17 protein-coding genes and 1 tRNA gene are annotated in these 16982 nt (G+C 49.5%); 9 read left to right on the top strand and 9 right to left on the bottom strand.

All coding sequences use genetic code 11. From position 1 onward, the window contains the following. Window positions 1-8 precede the first annotated feature (8 nt). The 3 genes from NTH01S_RS01895 to NTH01S_RS01885 form a co-directional block, all read right to left on the bottom strand. Window positions 9-911 (bottom strand): SH3 domain-containing protein, encoded by a 903-nt coding sequence (locus tag NTH01S_RS01895; protein WP_370664290.1) that lies wholly within the window; start codon window positions 909-911, stop codon window positions 9-11. A gap of 93 nt (window positions 912-1004) precedes the next feature. Next, window positions 1005-1382: a DsrE/DsrF/DrsH-like family protein gene (locus NTH01S_RS01890; RefSeq protein ID WP_068168511.1), complete on the bottom strand. Its 378-nt coding sequence runs from the start codon at window positions 1380-1382 to the stop codon at window positions 1005-1007. Next, window positions 1382-2161: a HesA/MoeB/ThiF family protein gene (locus NTH01S_RS01885; RefSeq protein WP_084366869.1), complete on the bottom strand. Its 780-nt coding sequence runs from the start codon at window positions 2159-2161 to the stop codon at window positions 1382-1384. The genes NTH01S_RS01890 and NTH01S_RS01885 overlap by 1 nt, the downstream gene beginning before the upstream one ends. 92 nt (window positions 2162-2253) lie before the next feature. On the opposite strand from NTH01S_RS01885, the gene NTH01S_RS01880 reads away from it, so the two are divergent. Further along, entirely contained in the window at window positions 2254-2814 is a 561-nt protein-coding gene (locus NTH01S_RS01880; RefSeq protein ID WP_068168505.1) for a DUF2939 domain-containing protein, read from the top strand. A gap of 7 nt (window positions 2815-2821) precedes the next feature. On the opposite strand, the gene NTH01S_RS01875 is transcribed toward NTH01S_RS01880, so the two are convergent. Next, a complete protein-coding gene (locus NTH01S_RS01875) occupies window positions 2822-3046 on the bottom strand; it encodes a DUF3126 family protein (protein WP_068168502.1) in 225 nt (74 codons plus the stop codon). A gap of 265 nt (window positions 3047-3311) precedes the next feature. Between NTH01S_RS01875 and NTH01S_RS01870 the strand changes: the two genes are divergently transcribed. Then, window positions 3312-3908: a hypothetical protein gene (locus NTH01S_RS01870; protein WP_068168499.1), complete on the top strand. Its 597-nt coding sequence runs from the start codon at window positions 3312-3314 to the stop codon at window positions 3906-3908. Window positions 3909-3948: 40 nt separating this feature from the next. Here the strand turns inward: NTH01S_RS01870 and NTH01S_RS01865 are convergent, their stop codons facing one another. From NTH01S_RS01865 to NTH01S_RS01845, 5 genes are read right to left on the bottom strand one after another with little or no spacing between them, the layout of a single operon-like run. After that, window positions 3949-4659, bottom strand: a complete 711-nt coding sequence (locus tag NTH01S_RS01865) for a pyridoxine 5'-phosphate synthase (protein WP_068168497.1) — start codon at window positions 4657-4659, stop codon at window positions 3949-3951. Next, on the bottom strand, window positions 4656-5657 hold the full coding sequence (pdxA, locus tag NTH01S_RS01860; RefSeq protein ID WP_068168496.1) for a 4-hydroxythreonine-4-phosphate dehydrogenase PdxA: 1002 nt from the start codon (window positions 5655-5657) through the stop codon (window positions 4656-4658). The genes NTH01S_RS01865 and pdxA overlap by 4 nt, the downstream gene beginning before the upstream one ends. After that, window positions 5654-7066 carry a M20/M25/M40 family metallo-hydrolase gene (locus NTH01S_RS01855; protein ID WP_068168493.1) on the bottom strand — a complete coding sequence of 471 codons (1413 nt, stop codon included), beginning with the start codon at window positions 7064-7066 and terminating at the stop codon, window positions 5654-5656. The genes pdxA and NTH01S_RS01855 overlap by 4 nt, the downstream gene beginning before the upstream one ends. A gap of 3 nt (window positions 7067-7069) precedes the next feature. Then, the gene (locus NTH01S_RS01850) at window positions 7070-10261 is read right to left on the bottom strand and encodes a glycosyltransferase (protein WP_068168492.1); all 3192 of its coding nucleotides are present in this window, start codon (window positions 10259-10261) and stop codon (window positions 7070-7072) included. A 51-nt stretch (window positions 10262-10312) separates the two neighbouring features. Beyond that, complete coding sequence (locus NTH01S_RS01845) at window positions 10313-10822, bottom strand: protein-export chaperone SecB (RefSeq protein WP_068168488.1); 510 nt, start codon at window positions 10820-10822, stop codon at window positions 10313-10315. A gap of 348 nt (window positions 10823-11170) precedes the next feature. Between NTH01S_RS01845 and NTH01S_RS01840 the strand changes: the two genes are divergently transcribed. The 7 genes from NTH01S_RS01840 to NTH01S_RS01810 all read left to right on the top strand — a co-directional run bounded on the left by NTH01S_RS01840 (window position 11171) and on the right by NTH01S_RS01810 (window position 16958). Then, a complete protein-coding gene (locus tag NTH01S_RS01840) occupies window positions 11171-11500 on the top strand; it encodes a lipopolysaccharide assembly protein LapA domain-containing protein (RefSeq protein ID WP_068168485.1) in 330 nt (109 codons plus the stop codon). 13 nt (window positions 11501-11513) lie between these two features. Then, on the top strand, window positions 11514-12224 hold the full coding sequence (pyrF, locus tag NTH01S_RS01835; protein WP_068168482.1) for an orotidine-5'-phosphate decarboxylase: 711 nt from the start codon (window positions 11514-11516) through the stop codon (window positions 12222-12224). A gap of 10 nt (window positions 12225-12234) precedes the next feature. Continuing rightward, window positions 12235-12891 carry a phosphoribosylanthranilate isomerase gene (locus tag NTH01S_RS01830; protein ID WP_068168479.1) on the top strand — a complete coding sequence of 219 codons (657 nt, stop codon included), beginning with the start codon at window positions 12235-12237 and terminating at the stop codon, window positions 12889-12891. Between the two features lie 18 nt (window positions 12892-12909). Then, window positions 12910-13000 (top strand) — tRNA-Ser (locus tag NTH01S_RS01825). A gap of 252 nt (window positions 13001-13252) precedes the next feature. After that, on the top strand, window positions 13253-13888 hold the full coding sequence (locus NTH01S_RS01820) for a sugar dehydrogenase complex small subunit (protein ID WP_157070830.1): 636 nt from the start codon (window positions 13253-13255) through the stop codon (window positions 13886-13888). 4 nt (window positions 13889-13892) lie between these two features. Further along, a complete protein-coding gene (locus tag NTH01S_RS01815; RefSeq protein ID WP_068168473.1) occupies window positions 13893-15554 on the top strand; it encodes a GMC family oxidoreductase in 1662 nt (553 codons plus the stop codon). Window positions 15555-15557: 3 nt separating this feature from the next. Next, window positions 15558-16958, top strand: coding sequence for a c-type cytochrome (locus NTH01S_RS01810; RefSeq protein WP_068168469.1), 1401 nt, complete (start codon window positions 15558-15560; stop codon window positions 16956-16958). The last annotated feature ends 24 nt before the right edge of the window (window positions 16959-16982 follow it).

Here is a 16982-nt window from a genome sequence, read left to right as displayed (position 1 = left end):
TTATACATTCAATTGGACTGAATCGTCTCTCCGGGGAGAAGCCCCCAGAGGGAACGCCGTGGCAACCATCCTGCGTAGCCTTTAACGACAACATGGCACCACTGCGTGGCGGTTGGGCAGGTTCTGATATTACCTACCGTGCCCGGTTTCAGCACCGCGACGACATCACTGTCATCATCGGCACGGCTCATAAGAAGAGCGCCGTCTTTCTGTAACCGGGCATCATTCTGATTGGTGACATAGCCGAGCACGCGTGCATCAGCACGGCCGACATGGTCCCCTTCTCGTTCACTCGCTTCATTGGGCTGGGCCGTATTGCCCTGCGCCGAAAGTCCAGGAATGACGAATGTTCTGCTGCCAAACAATGTGGCTTGGTGCACCCACCCCTTGACGCCGTCTGAGTCTTCAACCAGGCGCCAAACGTCAAACTCACGTTCGATCTCAACAGGAAGACCTCGGCGGTGATAAACCCAATCAATGGGGTAACGATCACCCGGCCCTCTCCGGAGATAGACCTTATCGGCTCGTAAGGCAGCAAAACGAGGAATAGGCAAGCCAGTATTGCTGCCTTTATCGCTGCTGGGTTGCGATGAATCGGGAGCCGCTTGTTGCGGTTCTGCCGCGGCGGCAGTATCGGTTTGATGTGCTACTACTGCTGCTGCACCTGCCGCAGCAGTAGTAGCAACGGTTTTCGTTGCTGCATGGGGGCGCTGATGGTGTTTGTGGTGCTTTGCACCGTCAGGGGCGGTGTGGTGTGGGGCGGGGCTATGAGGCTCAGCTCCAGAGCTTAGTGCTTTATGATGGTGATGCCGGTGATGGGCAGCATGGGCTTGTGATGTAAAAACAAGACCCGCGAGGCCAGCCATGAGTAGGCTATATGTGGTAGTGGGCTTCATCAAGGTTACCGTCATCTCCATGACCAGCATCCCTGCCAATCCTTAAGCGTTTCGGCAAGACACCAAATTGTGCAACAGCATTGTTAAAAGTGAATACCAGAAAAAAACTTACACGACGATCATAGAATTATCGCCAATTTCGGCCAAAAAGCGCACCATGCCACTGGCTTCTACGCCATCAATCAAATCTTCCGGCATTATTTTGGCGAGTGCCATACCCGCTTCGCAGGCCAAAAAGACTCCGCCCATTTCGAGGCAAGCATCACGTAATTCCTGTAAACTGGCGACATTACGGTCAATCAATACATGATCTGGGGTGATATTTATCAAATTTGACCATTGATGAGTTAATGAAAATACACTCAAACCTCCTGCGAATAACGTTACGGGACGCCCAATAGAAAGAGAACTCGCGGCAAGAACAAAGGCATAATGAGCGCGTTGCCATGAATTGTCAGCGAGGCTGATAAAGAGGGGCTTTGACATTATGTAAGAACCACTTCGTTACTGGATGAATGTGCCGTGCAATCTGGATTGCGTGTTAGTTCAAAGCGACGAAAAGTGCTTTTAAGCGCATCCCATGACGTTACAATAGTGTGTTCTGGCGTTTGGGGAGTGAGTTGCATCACCTCTTTGAGAGTTTCTACCGCCATAAGGCTACCGATGACGCTTGTGGCGGGCCCGAGCACGCCTGCGCGAGAGCAGTTCAGGGTTTCGTTTTCATCAGCATCAGGGAAGAGGCATCGGTAACATGGCCCGTGATGTTGTGGGCGGAATGTAGCCACCTGTCCGCCTAGGCCTTGAACCGCTCCAGATATTAAGGTTTTGCCGTAGTGGGTGCAGGCGTCCGAGACGTTGAAGCGTGTACGAAAATTATCCGTTCCATCACATACGAGGTCATAAGATGGCAGAAGCTTTGCCAATAGGCTGGTTGTTGCTCGTTCTGCGTAGGTTTCTATGCGAATATGTGGGTTGAGTGCGGTAAGTTTTTCACGTGCGATATCCGTTTTAAGCGCCCCGATTGAGGGCGTATCGTATAAAATTTGCCGTTGTAGGTTGCTTCGGTCGATATGATCATCATCGATGAGGCCAATGCGCCCAATGCCCGAGGCGGCCAGTTGTTGAGCCAAGGGCGCTCCTAACCCCCCGATCCCGATAATCAGGACGGAAGCATCGCGGCAGCGTGCTTGGCCAATGGCACCAATTTCTGGAACCAAAATATGGCGAGCGTAGCGCTCTAATTCGACATCCGTGAAATTTAACATGATGCCCTCACGATAATAGCTGACTTATACTGCTCAAAAGGTCTAATTTGCTGCGGTGTCATTGTATAATTTCGACCCTTACGGAGACAGCTATGAGCGTTGCCTTTGCTCCGTTTTTTGCGAACAAACGGATGTCCGTCAAGCGCATGTGGTCATTTAAAAAGCACATCTTTGCGACTTTAATTATAATTCTGGCGGCTTATGTCATCTCCCCTTTTATCGCGCTCTGGGAGCTTAAAGAGGCGGTGAGAGAGCATGATGCTCAACGTCTTGAACGACATATTGACTGGAGCGCCCTCTCTCTTTCCTTGCGTGAGGCGATCAACGCTCAGCAGTCGCAAGGAGAGGATGATTTGCCAGATTTTGGCCATTCTTTTGCTATGGCCGCCTCTGCTCATGTGATGGAGACGTCTTTAACACCTGCGGTGTTCTTTGCTTTGATTGAGCACAGTATGCCTTTTGCGCAGGCTGGGCATGACCCACAAACACATTTTTCGTGGGGTATGTTCAGTGTTCGCTTCGTAGGGTTCCGCCATTGTGACGTGAGGATCAAATCAGATATGCAAACGTTTTATACGTTGCAGATGACTTTTGAGCATTGGGGATGGCGGCTAACTGGTATCCACCTGCCGCAGATTATGCGGCAGGCGTGACGCTGCCTTAGGCTGGCGGCAGGTCTTCTTCCAAGAGTGTCATGTGGATGGCGTAAGAGATTTCGCCTTCGTCTTCATCGCGGTGAACAGTGCCGATGACTTCTCCAGCTACGGAGATTTCAACGCTCATTCCCTTACGGGCAGGCTTATTGACCGTTAATTTGGGAGAGCCCAGAAGGCGTTGTAGCGTGGTCTGGAGGCGTGTCACCTCAGATGCAGTAAGTTCAGCCATGATTGCTCCTGTACGTGGTCACGTCTCACTTTTGCAGTCAGATCGCGTCTATGAAAAATGGCAGAAGAAACTTTCGAAAAAAGTTCTTCTTATTGAGGTGGTCGTAGCCATGTAGCCCAAGCCATGGGGTTAGGGGAACCGTCAATCTTTCTTGAACCTCTGCGCCTGTCAGATGTTAAGCTCTTTGGTACTGTGATCATGAGCTTGCGTCTAAGTGGAGCTCATGTGTCGGTTCGGTGTGAAATTTACGCGTTCAGGAGAGATAATGCGTCAGGCTCCATTTTTTACCATGATCGCGCTTACTGCGCTGGGTGGGCTGTCTGGGTGTGGGTATTTTGATTCACGAAATGCACATAAAGCACAGCTCGAAATGGTTGGCATGACCAGCTATGACCTTCAGGCGTGTGCTGGTCTGCCAGGCAGCACAAAGAAGCTCAACGATACGACAGAAATCTGGCAATATGACGGGACGCAGCCTGTCCCAACGCTTTCAGACTCTGGGTTTATTCCTGCGCAATCGATGATTAAAATGTATCAATCGGCTTTTGGTGGTGGTGGTACATCATGTCGAATGGTTTTGCGTCTTGATCATGATCGTGTGTCTGAAGTGCATTATACGGGCAATGATGATGAATATATCGGCCAGGATGGTATTTGTTCGATCATAACGCGTGGTTGTGCGCGGCAGCGTGAATCAACGATGCGTCGTGTTGATGCAGGGCCATTTGGACCGGTTTCAGCGTTCCACCCCCCAGCTACACCGCCACAAAGCACGAGTGCGACGTATTCAAGCCAGTCCGGCGCATTTGTGCCTAAATTTTCAGATGATAAAACTCAACCTCTGATACAGCCTGCCAAATAAGAGATTATGGCGGCCTTGTCTTGAAAGGCCGCCAGTTTGGCTAGGGAGTAGGCCCTGAATTGATGAGGGTTTTCATATGTTGAACGGCACCACCGAGCCCTTCAAAGACGGATTGTCCGATTAAAAAATGCCCGATATTGAGTTCTTTTAGCCCGGGCAAGTTACGGATCGGTAGGACATTGCTATATGTGAGCCCATGTCCGGCGTGTAGTTCGATGCCGCATTCCTTTACTATGTCTGCCGCTTTAAAGAGGCGTTCTAACTCCCCTACCCCACCATGCGCATAGGCACCTGTATGGAGTTCAACGACCGGAACGCCGAGCTGTGATGCAGCTTGAATTTGGCGTGCATCAGGGTCAATGAATAAAGAGACGCGGATACCTGCATCCTTGAGGCGCATGACCAAGGGAGACAGCGCAGAGATCTGGTCAACGACATTGAGGCCACCTTCGGTAGTGACTTCTTCGCGCTTTTCCGGGACGAGGCAGCATGCATGAGGTTGAAGGGCGCATGCTAGGGTGATCATCTCTTCTGTGGCCGCCATTTCAAAATTGAGTGGCGCAGGAAGAGCACGGAGGCGGGTCATATCAGAATCTTTAATATGACGCCGATCTTCACGTAAATGCGCTGTAATGCCGTCAGCACCGTGCTGTAATGCTGTTTGAGCAGCGCAGACTGGGTCTGGATGTTCCCCACCGCGTGCATTTCGGATGGTGGCGACGTGATCCACATTTACACCCAAGCGTATCATACGGCGTTTTCTTTCCTGTGTTGTACCATCGTTGAAGCGGTACGAATGGCGGCAATAAGGCTGCGTGCATCTGCTGCTCTAGGGGAATGATCAAGGGCGCGTGCAATGTCAAAAGCCGTACCGTGATCCGGTGATGTGCGCACGATGGGTAAACCGAGTGTAATGTTAACGCCTTGTGCCATGTCTAAGGTTTTAAGCGGTATGAGGCCTTGATCATGATACATACAGATGGCGGCATCATAGCGCGTGCGTGCTGTTGCACTGAACATCGTGTCTGGTGGGTATGGGCCTTGAGCGTTTATACCTTGAGCCCGTAATATGTTGATAGCGGGAGTGATAATGGTTTGTTCTTCGTGCCCCATCAGCCCCGCCTCTCCGGCATGTGGGTTCAATCCGGCAATGGCCAAGCGGGGGCTTTGAATTCCAAAGTCGCGGATTAAGGCGTGATGTGTGATACGGGCTACATCGACAATACGCTGCGTGGTTAGGGTTGTAATTGCGGTTTGCAATGAAACGTGAATTGTGACGGGTACCACTCTGAGTTCCGGTGATGCCAGCATCATAATTTCGTGCCCCGGCGCGGAGCATAGTTCCGCAAGGAATTCTGTATGTCCGGGATGAGGGAAACCGCTTTCCGCTAAAATATGTTTTGCGATTGGGTTGGTGACCACTCCAGATGCATCTTGTGAGAGGGTAAGCTGTGTGGCTTGTTGAATGCTGCTAATAATTGTTTGAGCATTCTGCGCGTTTGGCTGCCCCGGCACGACTGGAACCGTACAAAGAAGAGGTAATACTGGCAAGGCGTGCGGAAACACACGCCTTGCTTCAAGTGGAGTGCTGATAATCTCGGTGGGAATAACATTGTTTAATAAGGCTGGGTCACCCAGCCAGAAAAAACAATGCTCACTTAGTCTGAGTGTTTCCCACGCAGAGACTGTTAGTTCCGGCCCTATTCCCGCAGGGTCCCCTAATGTGAGGGCGAGAGGCGGGTAAGTCATGACAGCTCAGCAAAACGAGCAAGGAGGCGCGCCCATGAGCGCGTGCCTTTATGGAAAGAATCAAGGCCGTATTGTTCATTGGGTGAGTGGATGCGGTCATCTGACTGTGCAAAGCCAATCAAGAGAGTGTCTAAGCCAAGCGCTTCATGCACTTCACCTGCAACGGGGATAGAGCCACCAGAACCGACGGTGGCTGCTGGGACGTTCCACTCATCCGTTAATGCTTCCAACGCAGGTTTTAAGAAGGTACTTTTCTCGGAGACAGCGAAGCCAGTAGAGCCACCATGGGATGTGAAGCTGACTTTGGCATCTTTTGGCAGGCGTGCTTGTACGAAGTCTCTAAAAATGGCGCGTAGGCGTTCTGGGTCTTGACCGGGGACGAGACGAAAGGACACTTTTGCCATAGCCACGGCTGGGAGAACGGTCTTAAAGCCCTCGCCTTCATAGCCACCAGAGATGCCATTGATTTCACAGCTTGGGCGGCACCATGTTTGTTCAACGGCTGTATAGCCTTTTTCACCGGCAGCGACAGACAGGCCAGTTTCTTCAAGCAGGGCTGAATCGTCTGGGAAAAGTTGTTTCCAACGTGCTCTAACCTCATCGGATGGTTCACAAACGCCATCGTAAAAGCCGGGTAATGTTACGCTTCCATCATCGGCTCGTAGATCCGCCAAAATTTGACATAGGACCGCAATAGGGTTTGCGGCCGCATTGCCGTAAATGCCTGAGTGTAGATCGTGGCTTGCGCATTCAATACGGATTTCTTCGGCCATTAAGCCACGAAGTGATGTGGTAATGCCGGGGGTTTTTCGGTCTGCCATTGCGGTGTCACAGACGAGCACAACATCTGCGCGCAGGCTGTCAGCATTTTGTTTAAGGAATGGAAGAAGGTTTGCTCCGCCGCATTCCTCTTCCCCTTCCAGAAGAACACTGACTGTGATGGGGAGTTCACCATGAATGGTTTTCCATGCCCGGCATGCTTCCAAGAAGGTCATGACTTGACCTTTGTCATCACTCGCGCCGCGCGCTACGATCACTTTGCGGCCAGAGGCTTCTTCTACAATACGAGGTTCAAAGGCAGGGGCAGTCCAAAGGTGCTCAGGGTCAGTTGGCTGAACATCGTAATGACCATAGAATAAAACATGCGGCTTATTGGGACGCTTAGGGGTGTGCCCAACAACCATTGGATGGCCAGGAGCTGACCACTGCACTTCATGCAGATCAGCATCCATTCCCAGCTCTATAAGCGTTTCTTTGAGCCAGTTTGCAGCATGGCGGCAGTCTTCTGCATGGTTGGGCTGCGTGGAAACGCTCGGGATACGCAAAAGAGTACACAGCCGCTCAATGGATTGGTCTAACGTGTTATCAATATGGGCCAATACAGAGGGTAAAACTGTGAAAGAAGACATGTATTAACGGTCCTGATTAGGAAGGGAAATACCCAAGCGCGGTGTGAACGCGCCGGTCACCGGTGCACCGTCATCCTCATCATCATGGTCTTGAGATAACGTTTCTGGTGCCTCGGTCATTGTTAAGTTCGGTTGTAAGCGCAGTGGTGCCGGTGTGAATAGAACAGAATGCTCTGATTTGCTAATTAGGCGTGGCGCGAGATCTGGAACAGGGATAGGACTACGTCCAGAAGCCATATCCATGATGGCTGCCAGCGTGGCCATGAAGTGCGTTTGTGCCTCTGGATTTTGCACGGATTGAAATGCTTGAGCTGCATAATGTGTCCATATGCGCTCATTTTGATATAATTCAATCACAGCATGGGCAAAGCGTTGCGGGTCACAGAAGCCGCCAGATTGTGTTTCTACTCCGTCTTGCCAGCCGATTTGTTGAAGAACGGTTTCAGTCAAAATTGCTGGAAGGCCATGAGCGGCTGCGTCCAAAACTTCATGTGGCACAATGCTGGAAACGCGGGTGGGGTCAATCAGCAAGCGTCGTGATCGCAGTAGAGATTCACGGTCTATGTAATCGGGTAGGCCTTCAACTCTGCTAGACGAAATATAATCCGTCAGATCAATGCCTTCTCCGTAATGGCCCGCCAACAAGATGGTGACGTCTTTTGGTAAAGCTTGATCCAGAATCGGGAGCACGTCGTGCATAAACCAATTAAGGCCATCATGTACGGCGTCACCGGTATTGTGAATAGGCAAGAGGAACAGCAGGCCAGAGCGTGCATGGAAGTCCGGGTAGGCGGCGGGTGTTGAGGGGGCGCGGTTAGGTAAGGTTAAGATATTGCCGTAGCCTAGCTGACGTAGATCCTCGGCTTCCTCTGCATAGCTAGCTACCAAAGCTTGGCAGGCCCATGTTGCTTCGACTTCGCGTTCTAGATCATCAAATTTTGTTTCTTTGTCATCCACCGCTCCCACACGGCGGCGCATATAAGGTTCTGCCGCGCCACTCCCGTTAAGGTCGAAGATAAACCCGAGGTCGGGTAAAGATTGTGCATGCTCAATTAAGATATTGGAGACGCGGTGTAGGACGGGGCTTCTGTTGATCCAGACGTAATCAAATGACCCTGCTCGAGATGCGATGAAAGAGCCGAGTTCTGAGAGGTCCATATCCTCCATGATTTCGACTTCAGGGGGAAAGTTGAGCGCACGCGCAACGAGGTCCGGAATATCCCCAAAAAGTGGGTATAGAACGACATGATAGCCCGCATGATTGAGACCTGAGATAATGTCTAAATAACGCAGGTAAGGTGTGCCAAGCTCTGGTTTAGGGATACGGTCACACAGAAAGAGTACGGTGGGTGTGCCTGTGGCTAAGCGTGCACGCTCGGGTGATGTACCGGAAATAGAAGAACGAGAGAGCAAAGGTGCGTAGCGACGCCGCAGCCATGTTCGGTTACGGAGGTCGAACTCTGGCGGGACGCTTTCAATATGCGGATTGCGGCTCAGGAAGGCGGGATCATAAACAATGCGCCCGTTAGCTTGCCGCATCGCTAAACATAAGGAGAGAATATGCGCGTTATATCCTACAATCGGCGCATCGGGTTGTGCGTGTTCTAGAAATTTTGTGCGTCGGCAGAGAAGTGGCCCAACGGTAATAGCATCGACATAGCGGCGGAATGCGATCGTTGGTTCATTGGCACGAAGTCCCTGCCCATAAGGTAAGTAAGAACCATCACGCCAAATAATAGTACCAGCTTCTAAAACAAGAGCGTCATATCCGAGTGATTGCCCGCCAGCCATCCATACATCTGGGTCACGAAAAAGAGGCGCCATGCCTTTGAGGGCGGAAGGAAACAGTTCCGCGCCGGGAGGGATTAGTAATACGACAGGAGAAGAGGCTGATGAAACGCCGTAATAGAGGCGTTGAAATGCATTTTCAGATGGTGGACGGCGTACAACTTTGATGCCGTGTATTAAGCGATGAATACTATTAGTTTCATCAATAGAGCCGCCATCCATGAGAATGACTTCAATGGCGCCGTTTGTGTTGGCGTGAAGCGCGGTTAATGTGGCGAGTGTTTCACGAAATTGGTTACATGTTGAAATAATGGCACTGATCGCGGGTCTAGGGCCGGGTTTAAAGGTCAGAGGTGAACGAATAATAGAGGGAATTAATGTTTCGGGGCGCCGTAACCCTAGGTGTTGATATTGCTGTGGTGTAGCCGCTTCTGCTGTGGACTGGACAATCGGCGCGCTTTGATTTTGTACCCATAATACAAATATATCACGGTTTACGGATGTGCGCAGACGCCTTTGAACGCCAGGTTCTTGAGAAAAAGAAATTAAATCAACCCCATCTTTGGGAACGCGTAACTCGCGGCTGCCAAAGCGGATGAAGTGCTCATACGTGTTGCGAAACCCTCCATTTTTTACGATGGCGGCGACGTCAGGGTAACGCCGAGCATAATCACTTTCACTAAACCATGGGTTAGGGTCGAATGCTTCCGGGTCACCATTCGTGAGATAATGGTGCAGAGGGTTAAGATAGATCTTGTTCTCGATAGCGTCAGCAACATCGGGGTATTGCTGAACGTACCACTCAGGATCAAAATACCACGAGCATCGACGTTTTCCGGCCTCTGGTTTTTCAATAAACTGGCTGAAAGCACTGCGATCAAAATCGTATCGGTATCCTTTGGGAAGACTCACGGCCCTAAAGACTGAGGGGTCAAAGAGAGGGTGTGGTTTTCGCTCTTCTCGGTCTCCTACTGAAAGATAGTGATCATATCCATTACAGAAGCCCTGCTCCCCCAAGATATGCTGAGAAATATCTGGGTTGTGTAAAAAATAGCCTTTTTCAGAAAAAAGCCAGTGTGGAGCACGACTTAAAAAGCCACTTTCACAATAATGAAGAAAGCCACAATCAAAAATTCCTAGCTGCACTCCCTCACGAACATCCGGGTTTTCTTTGAGATACCATTCCTCATCAAAGAAAGGATTGGGGGACAAGCCAAGTTTGGCGCCTTTTTCAAGCCAATGCCTCTCGAGCGATTCATCGCTGAAGACACTCTCTCCTTCTCCACTCGTTTCTAGGATAACGAGTTTGTACTGGGCACCGTACCATGTCGCATCAAATCTACCCCATAATGGGGGGCGCTTTCGAGAGAAGGCGGGGGAAGCGAGGATATAGTCCTGAAGGCTCATAGCGATGGACCCTTACATGGCAGACAAGAAGGAGAGAAATAGAGGGTATATTTAGGCGCGACGTGTCTTCCAAAGAACTTCAAAATCAATAGGTTGAAGATTAATGGTTGGGAACCCGGCTTCACGAATGGTATTTAGAAGAACCGTACGCGCTGCGGGAAACAAATGATATGGCGCGTCAACAAGCAGGGCTTGTTCAGCATGGATACGGTCTATGTTTGTATTAAAGCCAAACAGACCTGCGTAAGATAGTGCAATATCATAGACGAGATCCGGTGTAGGATTTTCTTCACTCGGAGCACTTCGCATGCCTTGTGCACGAATGACGAGGCTGACTTCAAAGCCACTTTGGCCATCGGAGACTTGACGTGCTGTAACATCTACAATCAGGCCAAGGTGTAACTGAGGTGGGAGATCTTGGAAAACCGTGGGGGTGTTATGAATGTCGATGTTCAGACGTTGTAGATACTGTGAGCCTATAATGAGGACGTTTTTGAGAGGTGCTGATGGTGCCATATTTGCGGCACCGGACAACGTGTCACTGTAAGCATGCTCGTTCATCTCTAAAGCTCTACCTTCTATACTGCGTCAAAAAAACATTCAGCCACCTATCCCGCTAAGGATAGGGATACTGTTTGTAGATGACTTTCTTTCTTGTTTTTCTCATGAAGTTTCTAATTTGACTAGTCGAACATTGCTGTATTGTTCCAATGTTATGAGATCTTTTTCTATTATTTTTTGGAACTTTGGCTGTGTTCGTTATGCGACATGGCAATCTTTTTATCGTCACGCTATATTTGCTTACGCAACATCTAGGTTTTTAGCGCTTTTATGCCATACGCTCAGAATGATGTGTGATGATACATTCTGATTGCTCTATGATCTGTTCACAGGATAGGACACTACACCATGCTCAGAATTCTTCTCATCATTCTTTTCCTTGCGCCACTGGTGGTATTTGCATTGAGTAACCCCATGGAGCAGGATATCTGGTTCTTCTTCCTCGGATGGAAGCTTTCTATTGGCACACTTGCACTGGGCGTTGGGTTACTGGGCGTGTTGATCGGGTTTATCGTGGGGTGGGTTGGAGAGCTTCGGCAGCGCTCTCGTGCGCGGCGTGCAGAACAACAGGTACGCTCTTTGGAGGGGCAATTGATTGAGCTACACCAACGGCTAGATCGCTTGCAGCAAACCACTCCGTCGCCTACTACCTCCCCTAACCCTACCGCTAAAAGCTGAGTTTCGGAAAATTATGTCTCATAAAACACGTCTTATTGCCGCTTTAGACACGCAGAGTATTCAGCAGGCTCATGATTGGGCACAACAATTGGTCGGGCATGTTGATGCACTGAAATTGGGGCTGGAATTTACATATGCGTGCGGCTTAGAGGCTGTTAAGGGGTTTGCACAAAAGCACCCGTTATTTTTAGACCTTAAGCTCCATGATATTCCAAATACGGTTGCCGGTGGCTTGTCTGCTTTAGGGCAGATTCACCCTAAGTTGTTAACCATTCATGCGGCCGGCGGGCCTGCTATGATTGAGCGGGCGCGCGAGGCTTTGGAGGCAGCGTATCCCAACAGCGCGGAGCGCCCCACCCTGCTGGCTGTGACGGTGCTGACCAGTATGGACGAACATGCGCTGCAAGAGATCGGGGTTTCTGGCTCGGTTGAAGATCAAGTGCTGCGTTTGGGGAAAATGGCTATTGCCTCTGGGGCGGATGGTCTAGTGTGCTCATCCAAAGAAATCATTCCTTTGCGTCAAGCCTTAGGTTGTCAGCCAACACTCGTCGTACCAGGTATTCGCCCTGCTGGGAGTGCGTCTGATGATCAAAAACGGATCATGACACCTACGGATGCAGCGCGTGCGGGAGCCGATTGGATTGTGGTGGGGCGCCCCATTACGCGTGCTACTCATCCTGCTGAGGCGGCAAGAGCTATTCAGGCTGAACTCCAATCCGTGTAGGGATGTTCTTATGGTGGGCATAAAAATTTGTGGTGTTCGTGATCTAGAGACGGTTCATTTATGCACAGAGCTGCAGGTTGAGTGGATTGGTCTTGTATTTTATGCCCCCTCCCCCCGTTTTATTTCCATAGAAGATTTGAAAAAAATTGCCGATTTATATTCGGATCATTCTTCAAAAAGACCACGGCTGGTTGGCTTGTTCGTTAAAGCATCTAATCAAGAAATTGCTGATGTTTTGAGTGTTATTAATCTCGATATTTTACAAATTTACGATAGTTCAGAGCGTGTCCACGATATTCGTAGCACTTTTAATCTGCCTGTATGGCAATCAAAAGGTGTCGCGCGTGCAGAAGAGTTGCCTTTGAGCATGCACTGCGACGGTTTTGTTATAGAGGCGAAAGCGACACCAACTGATTCTTTGCCAGGTGGGATGGGGCGGCGCTTTGATTGGGGCATCACTCAAAATTGGGCAGCGCCAGGTTTTTGGGCACTTGCAGGCGGCTTAACCCCTGATAATGTGGCGCGGGCCATTCAGGAAGGCGCACCACCTGCTGTGGATGTCTCGTCCGGGGTGGAGGGCCGCATTGGCTTTAAATCGCATGATCTAATCAAAAAATTTGTTGAAAATGCGCGAGAGGCTCTTGCGCCCCCAAAAGAGTTAGGGTAGAAGCCAAATCGCTCGACAGGAGAGATGGCCGAGCGGCTTAAGGCGCACGCTTGGAAAGCGTGTGTACGTTAATAGCGTACCGTGGGTTCGAATCCCACTCTCTCCGCCAGTGCATTAGATAACTCATTAAAAATTTATGCACTTTAAGCATCCACCGAAGAGGTGGCGATGCATGACAATTTTTATCTTCAGTAAGAAGATTTCCAGCTAATGGCATTTCAATTTTTGAAAAAAATACGATAAAATATCAATTCTATACTCAAATCACATTGATGTGATTTTATATAATAATTGTTTTTATTTTTTTTTGTCTAAAAATAACTATCAACAACGTCTATCACTCACTTGGGCATTTTATGTTATGGTAGACAAGGTTAATTCATCATCCATAGACAAGCCGCTCCTGCCTCGGCGGCATATGCTTCACATCATGGGCGCTGCCATTACGGCTACTTTTTTAAGTGATTCATTTGTGGTGCATGCCAGTGAGAGTTTGGAAAATGACTTTTTCCGTTTGTCTCAAAAAATAACAGGCCGTATGACACTTGATCCTGTTATATCAGGACGTCTTTTGCATGCCTTACAGAGTATATTTTTAGACTATGACACAAAAATTCGTGATCTGATATCATATATAGATAAGCATGATACGCCCGGTGATATTTTACGAATAGCCCAAGAACATGGACAGGCTGACACGGTCCATAATCTAATTGCTGCATGGTATATGGGCACTGTCACGCAGCGTATGAATGCTCCCATGGTCGCATATTATGATGCATTGATGTACCGCCCCACACAAGACGCTTTACCAGTTCCAACATATTGCTTTGCAGAACCTGGGTGGTGGACGCAAGACCCGCCGCCGCTCGGTGTTTCAGTTCAGTCCCCCAAAGCTGTCACTCCGCCCGCTCCGCCGCCTGTTGCTGTTGAGACCAAGCCAGCCCCTGCAGCTCCGTTAAAGCCACATCGACCGCTCTATCATAAAGGGCATTAATGCCATGGTTTCCTATCCTGTTTTTGAAAAAAATGGCGACGTATCTGCTGATGTTGTCGTGATTGGCTCTGGTGTTGTGGGAGCGATGATCGCTCATCAACTGGCCTCCTCGGGACATTCTGTTGTGATTTTGGAGGCGGGACGGCGCTTTCAACGCTCTGAATTTGTTGAGCGGTGGCGCAATATGGCCTTTTACAATCGTGTCCATAATGATTTTCAAGGGTTATATCCTCAGTCAGAGTTAGCTCCTGCACCTCTCTATTTCCCTAAAAATGATTATGTAGGTTTGAATGGCCCTAATGGCTCGGCCTATCAGCAAGGGTATTTGCGAACTGTAGGGGGAACAACGTGGCATTGGGCAGCATCGTGTTGGCGACATCTCCCGGTCGATTTCCGTATGCACAGTACGTACGGCGTAGGGCGTGATTGGCCGATCTCGTATGATGATTTAGAGCCCTATTACTGCCGCGCAGAGGAAGAGATGGGGGTTTCGGGTCCTCATGATGTTGCGCTACAGTCTCCTCCAGAACGTTCACGCCCCTACCCGCGTGATATGATCCCGTTTGGCTATGCTGATCGTCGTGTAGCAGAGATTGTTAACCCGCATGGTTTTCAGCTTGTGCCAATTCCGCAAGGTCGTAGCGTTGCGCCTTACGATGAAAGGCCAGCATGTTGTGGAAATAATAACTGCCAACCAATCTGCCCGATTGGAGCAATGTATAACGGTATTCAGCATGTTGAAAAGGCTGAGGCGTCTGGTACGGTGACTTTAGACCAATCCGTTGTTTATAAATTTGATACCGATGAACATAATCGCATTACGGCGGTGCATTGGTTCGATGCGGAACGGAAAAGCCACAAAGCAACAGCACGTGTTTTTGTGGCGGCTTGTAATGGTATAGAGACGCCGCGTTTAATGCTCCTTGCCGCGAATGAGCGTAACCCGAATGGTCTGGCCAATTCTTCTGACCAGGTTGGTCGTAATATGATGGATCATTCAGGAGTTCATGCGACGTTTTTGGCAAATGAACCTCTATGGTTTGGGCGTGGTCCTGCGCAGTCGAGCTGTATCGTTGGCGCGCGGACGGGGGATTTCCGTTCAAAATACTCTGCCAATAAAATGATTCTAAACAATATCAGCCGTGTAGGCCCCGCGACTGAGCAGGCTATTGAGTTGGGGTTGGTTGGGCAAGAGTTAGATGATGAAATTCGCCGCCGCGCGGCATGTGGCGTGGATCTTTCGATTAGTCTTGAGCCCCTTCCTGACCCCAATAATCGTTTAACGTTGAGCTCTAGTCGCACAGACCCGTTGGGCTTAGCGTGCCCGGATATTTATTACGATGTGGGGGACTATGTTCGCCATGGTACTGGGGCGGTTAAAGAGCAAGTGGCACAAATTGCCGGTTTGCTCGGTGGAACGGAGTTAAAGATCACAACGGATTACAACGCTAATAATCATATTATGGGTGGTTGTATTATGGGGGATAGCCCTAAAAACTCTGTTGTTGATCAATGGTGCCGTGCGCATGATCATACAAATTTATGGCTACCAGGTGGCGCAGCCATGTGCTCGGCCAGTGTTGTGAATACAACGCTCAGTATGGCTGCTCTAGGTTTGCGTGCAGCAGATTCTATCCAACATGCTTTTCAGGCGGGGGAAGTGTAAGCGATGAAACGCTTGACTATCTCCGCGGCTGTGCTCTTAGCACTTTCTGTATCGCCTGCTTATGCGTCTGATGATGCTGCTCAGATAGCACGTGGGCGTTACTTGGCAATCGCGGCAGATTGTGCTGCTTGCCATACCCGCCCCACTCATGATGCATTACCGTATGCGGGCGGCTATGGTATTTCTTCTCCTTTGGGGAGTATTTACTCGACCAATATTACGCCATCCAAAAAATATGGTATAGGTCATTATACAGAAGAACAATTTAAACGCGTTCTTCGGAAGGGTATTCGCGCTGACGGTGCATATTTATACCCAGCCATGCCCTATACATCATATGCACGCTTAACAGATAAAGATATTCAGGATCTTTATATTTACTTTATGAAAGGGGTGGAGCCTGTTGATAAATCCTCTCCGTTAACACATCTCCCCTTCCCTTTTAACGTAAGGGTATCCATGTGGGGATGGAACCTCTTTTTCTTAAACGCAAAGCCATTTGTATCAGACCCCAAGAATTCTGCTGAAGTGAACCGTGGTGCGTATCTTGCTCTTGCGCTAGGGCATTGTGATACCTGCCATACACCACGCAATGCTTTGATGGCTGAAATTCCCAGCCAATCAATGGGCGGAGCTGCACTATCATCATGGTATGCTCCGAATATCACCGCTTCGCATACGGCAGGTATTGGGGATTGGAGTGCGCATGACATAGCACTCTATTTAAAGACAGGCGATGTGCCCGGAAAAGCGCAAGCCGCAGGTCCGATGGCAGAGGCTATTGAACATAGTTTTCAGTACCTCAGCGCTTCTGACATTGCGGCATTGGTCGCTTATATTCAACAGATTCCAGCCAATGATCATGGTGGTCCTGTTAACTCCAAGCAAAGATCTGCACGGGACAGCTACGGCCATATTTCTTATGAAGATTCCACTCTGCGCGGAGCTCGGTTAGAGAGTATTAATAAAGGAGCGCTTCTTTATGATGGCGCTTGTGCATCATGCCATCAGCCGACAGGGATAGGTAGTAAAGATGGTTATTATCCTCAGCTCTTTCATAACACCGCGACAGGTTCGGTCGATCCGAGTAATTTAGTTGCAACCATTTTAAATGGTGTTGATCGTACTATTGGTCAGAAGCATTATTTCATGCCAGGTTTCTCACAGGGATCTTATGCTGAGCATCTGTCCGATGCTGATGTGGCGGCGGTTTCAAATTATGTATTGAGCCGTTTTGGCAACTCAAATGCCATGCTAACCGAAGACGACGTAACGCGTATACGGCATGGCGGAGCGAAGCCTCTTATTGCTGAAATAGGGCCATATATTACCCCTGCTTTGTTGGTCGCGGGGGGATTTATGGTCGCTGTTATTGGTGTTTTTCTAAGAAAACGACGGTCATAATAGGAGGTCTCTTGATAGTTGGGT

The sequence above is a fragment of the Neokomagataea thailandica NBRC 106555 genome, assembly GCF_001598495.1.
Classification (GTDB): Bacteria; Pseudomonadota; Alphaproteobacteria; order Acetobacterales; family Acetobacteraceae; genus Gluconobacter; species Gluconobacter thailandicus_A.
This window is presented reverse-complemented; position numbering and strand designations above follow the sequence as displayed.

Excerpts from the sequence above, each read along its gene's own strand:
- NTH01S_RS01895 (WP_370664290.1), bottom strand. The coding sequence starts at position 911 with ATGACGGTAACCTTGATGAAGCCCACTACCACATATAGCCTACTCATG.
- NTH01S_RS01890 (WP_068168511.1), bottom strand. The coding sequence starts at position 1,382 with ATGTCAAAGCCCCTCTTTATCAGCCTCGCTGACAATTCATGGCAACGC.
- NTH01S_RS01885 (WP_084366869.1), bottom strand. The coding sequence starts at position 2,161 with ATGTTAAATTTCACGGATGTCGAATTAGAGCGCTACGCTCGCCATATT.
- NTH01S_RS01880 (WP_068168505.1), top strand. The coding sequence starts at position 2,254 with ATGAGCGTTGCCTTTGCTCCGTTTTTTGCGAACAAACGGATGTCCGTC.
- NTH01S_RS01875 (WP_068168502.1), bottom strand. The coding sequence starts at position 3,046 with ATGGCTGAACTTACTGCATCTGAGGTGACACGCCTCCAGACCACGCTA.
- NTH01S_RS01870 (WP_068168499.1), top strand. The coding sequence starts at position 3,312 with ATGCGTCAGGCTCCATTTTTTACCATGATCGCGCTTACTGCGCTGGGT.
- NTH01S_RS01865 (WP_068168497.1), bottom strand. The coding sequence starts at position 4,659 with ATGATACGCTTGGGTGTAAATGTGGATCACGTCGCCACCATCCGAAAT.
- pdxA (WP_068168496.1), bottom strand. The coding sequence starts at position 5,657 with ATGACTTACCCGCCTCTCGCCCTCACATTAGGGGACCCTGCGGGAATA.
- NTH01S_RS01855 (WP_068168493.1), bottom strand. The coding sequence starts at position 7,066 with ATGTCTTCTTTCACAGTTTTACCCTCTGTATTGGCCCATATTGATAAC.
- NTH01S_RS01850 (WP_068168492.1), bottom strand. The coding sequence starts at position 10,261 with ATGAGCCTTCAGGACTATATCCTCGCTTCCCCCGCCTTCTCTCGAAAG.
- NTH01S_RS01845 (WP_068168488.1), bottom strand. The coding sequence starts at position 10,822 with ATGAACGAGCATGCTTACAGTGACACGTTGTCCGGTGCCGCAAATATG.
- NTH01S_RS01840 (WP_068168485.1), top strand. The coding sequence starts at position 11,171 with ATGCTCAGAATTCTTCTCATCATTCTTTTCCTTGCGCCACTGGTGGTA.
- pyrF (WP_068168482.1), top strand. The coding sequence starts at position 11,514 with ATGTCTCATAAAACACGTCTTATTGCCGCTTTAGACACGCAGAGTATT.
- NTH01S_RS01830 (WP_068168479.1), top strand. The coding sequence starts at position 12,235 with ATGGTGGGCATAAAAATTTGTGGTGTTCGTGATCTAGAGACGGTTCAT.
- NTH01S_RS01820 (WP_157070830.1), top strand. The coding sequence starts at position 13,253 with ATGGTAGACAAGGTTAATTCATCATCCATAGACAAGCCGCTCCTGCCT.
- NTH01S_RS01815 (WP_068168473.1), top strand. The coding sequence starts at position 13,893 with ATGGTTTCCTATCCTGTTTTTGAAAAAAATGGCGACGTATCTGCTGAT.
- NTH01S_RS01810 (WP_068168469.1), top strand. The coding sequence starts at position 15,558 with ATGAAACGCTTGACTATCTCCGCGGCTGTGCTCTTAGCACTTTCTGTA.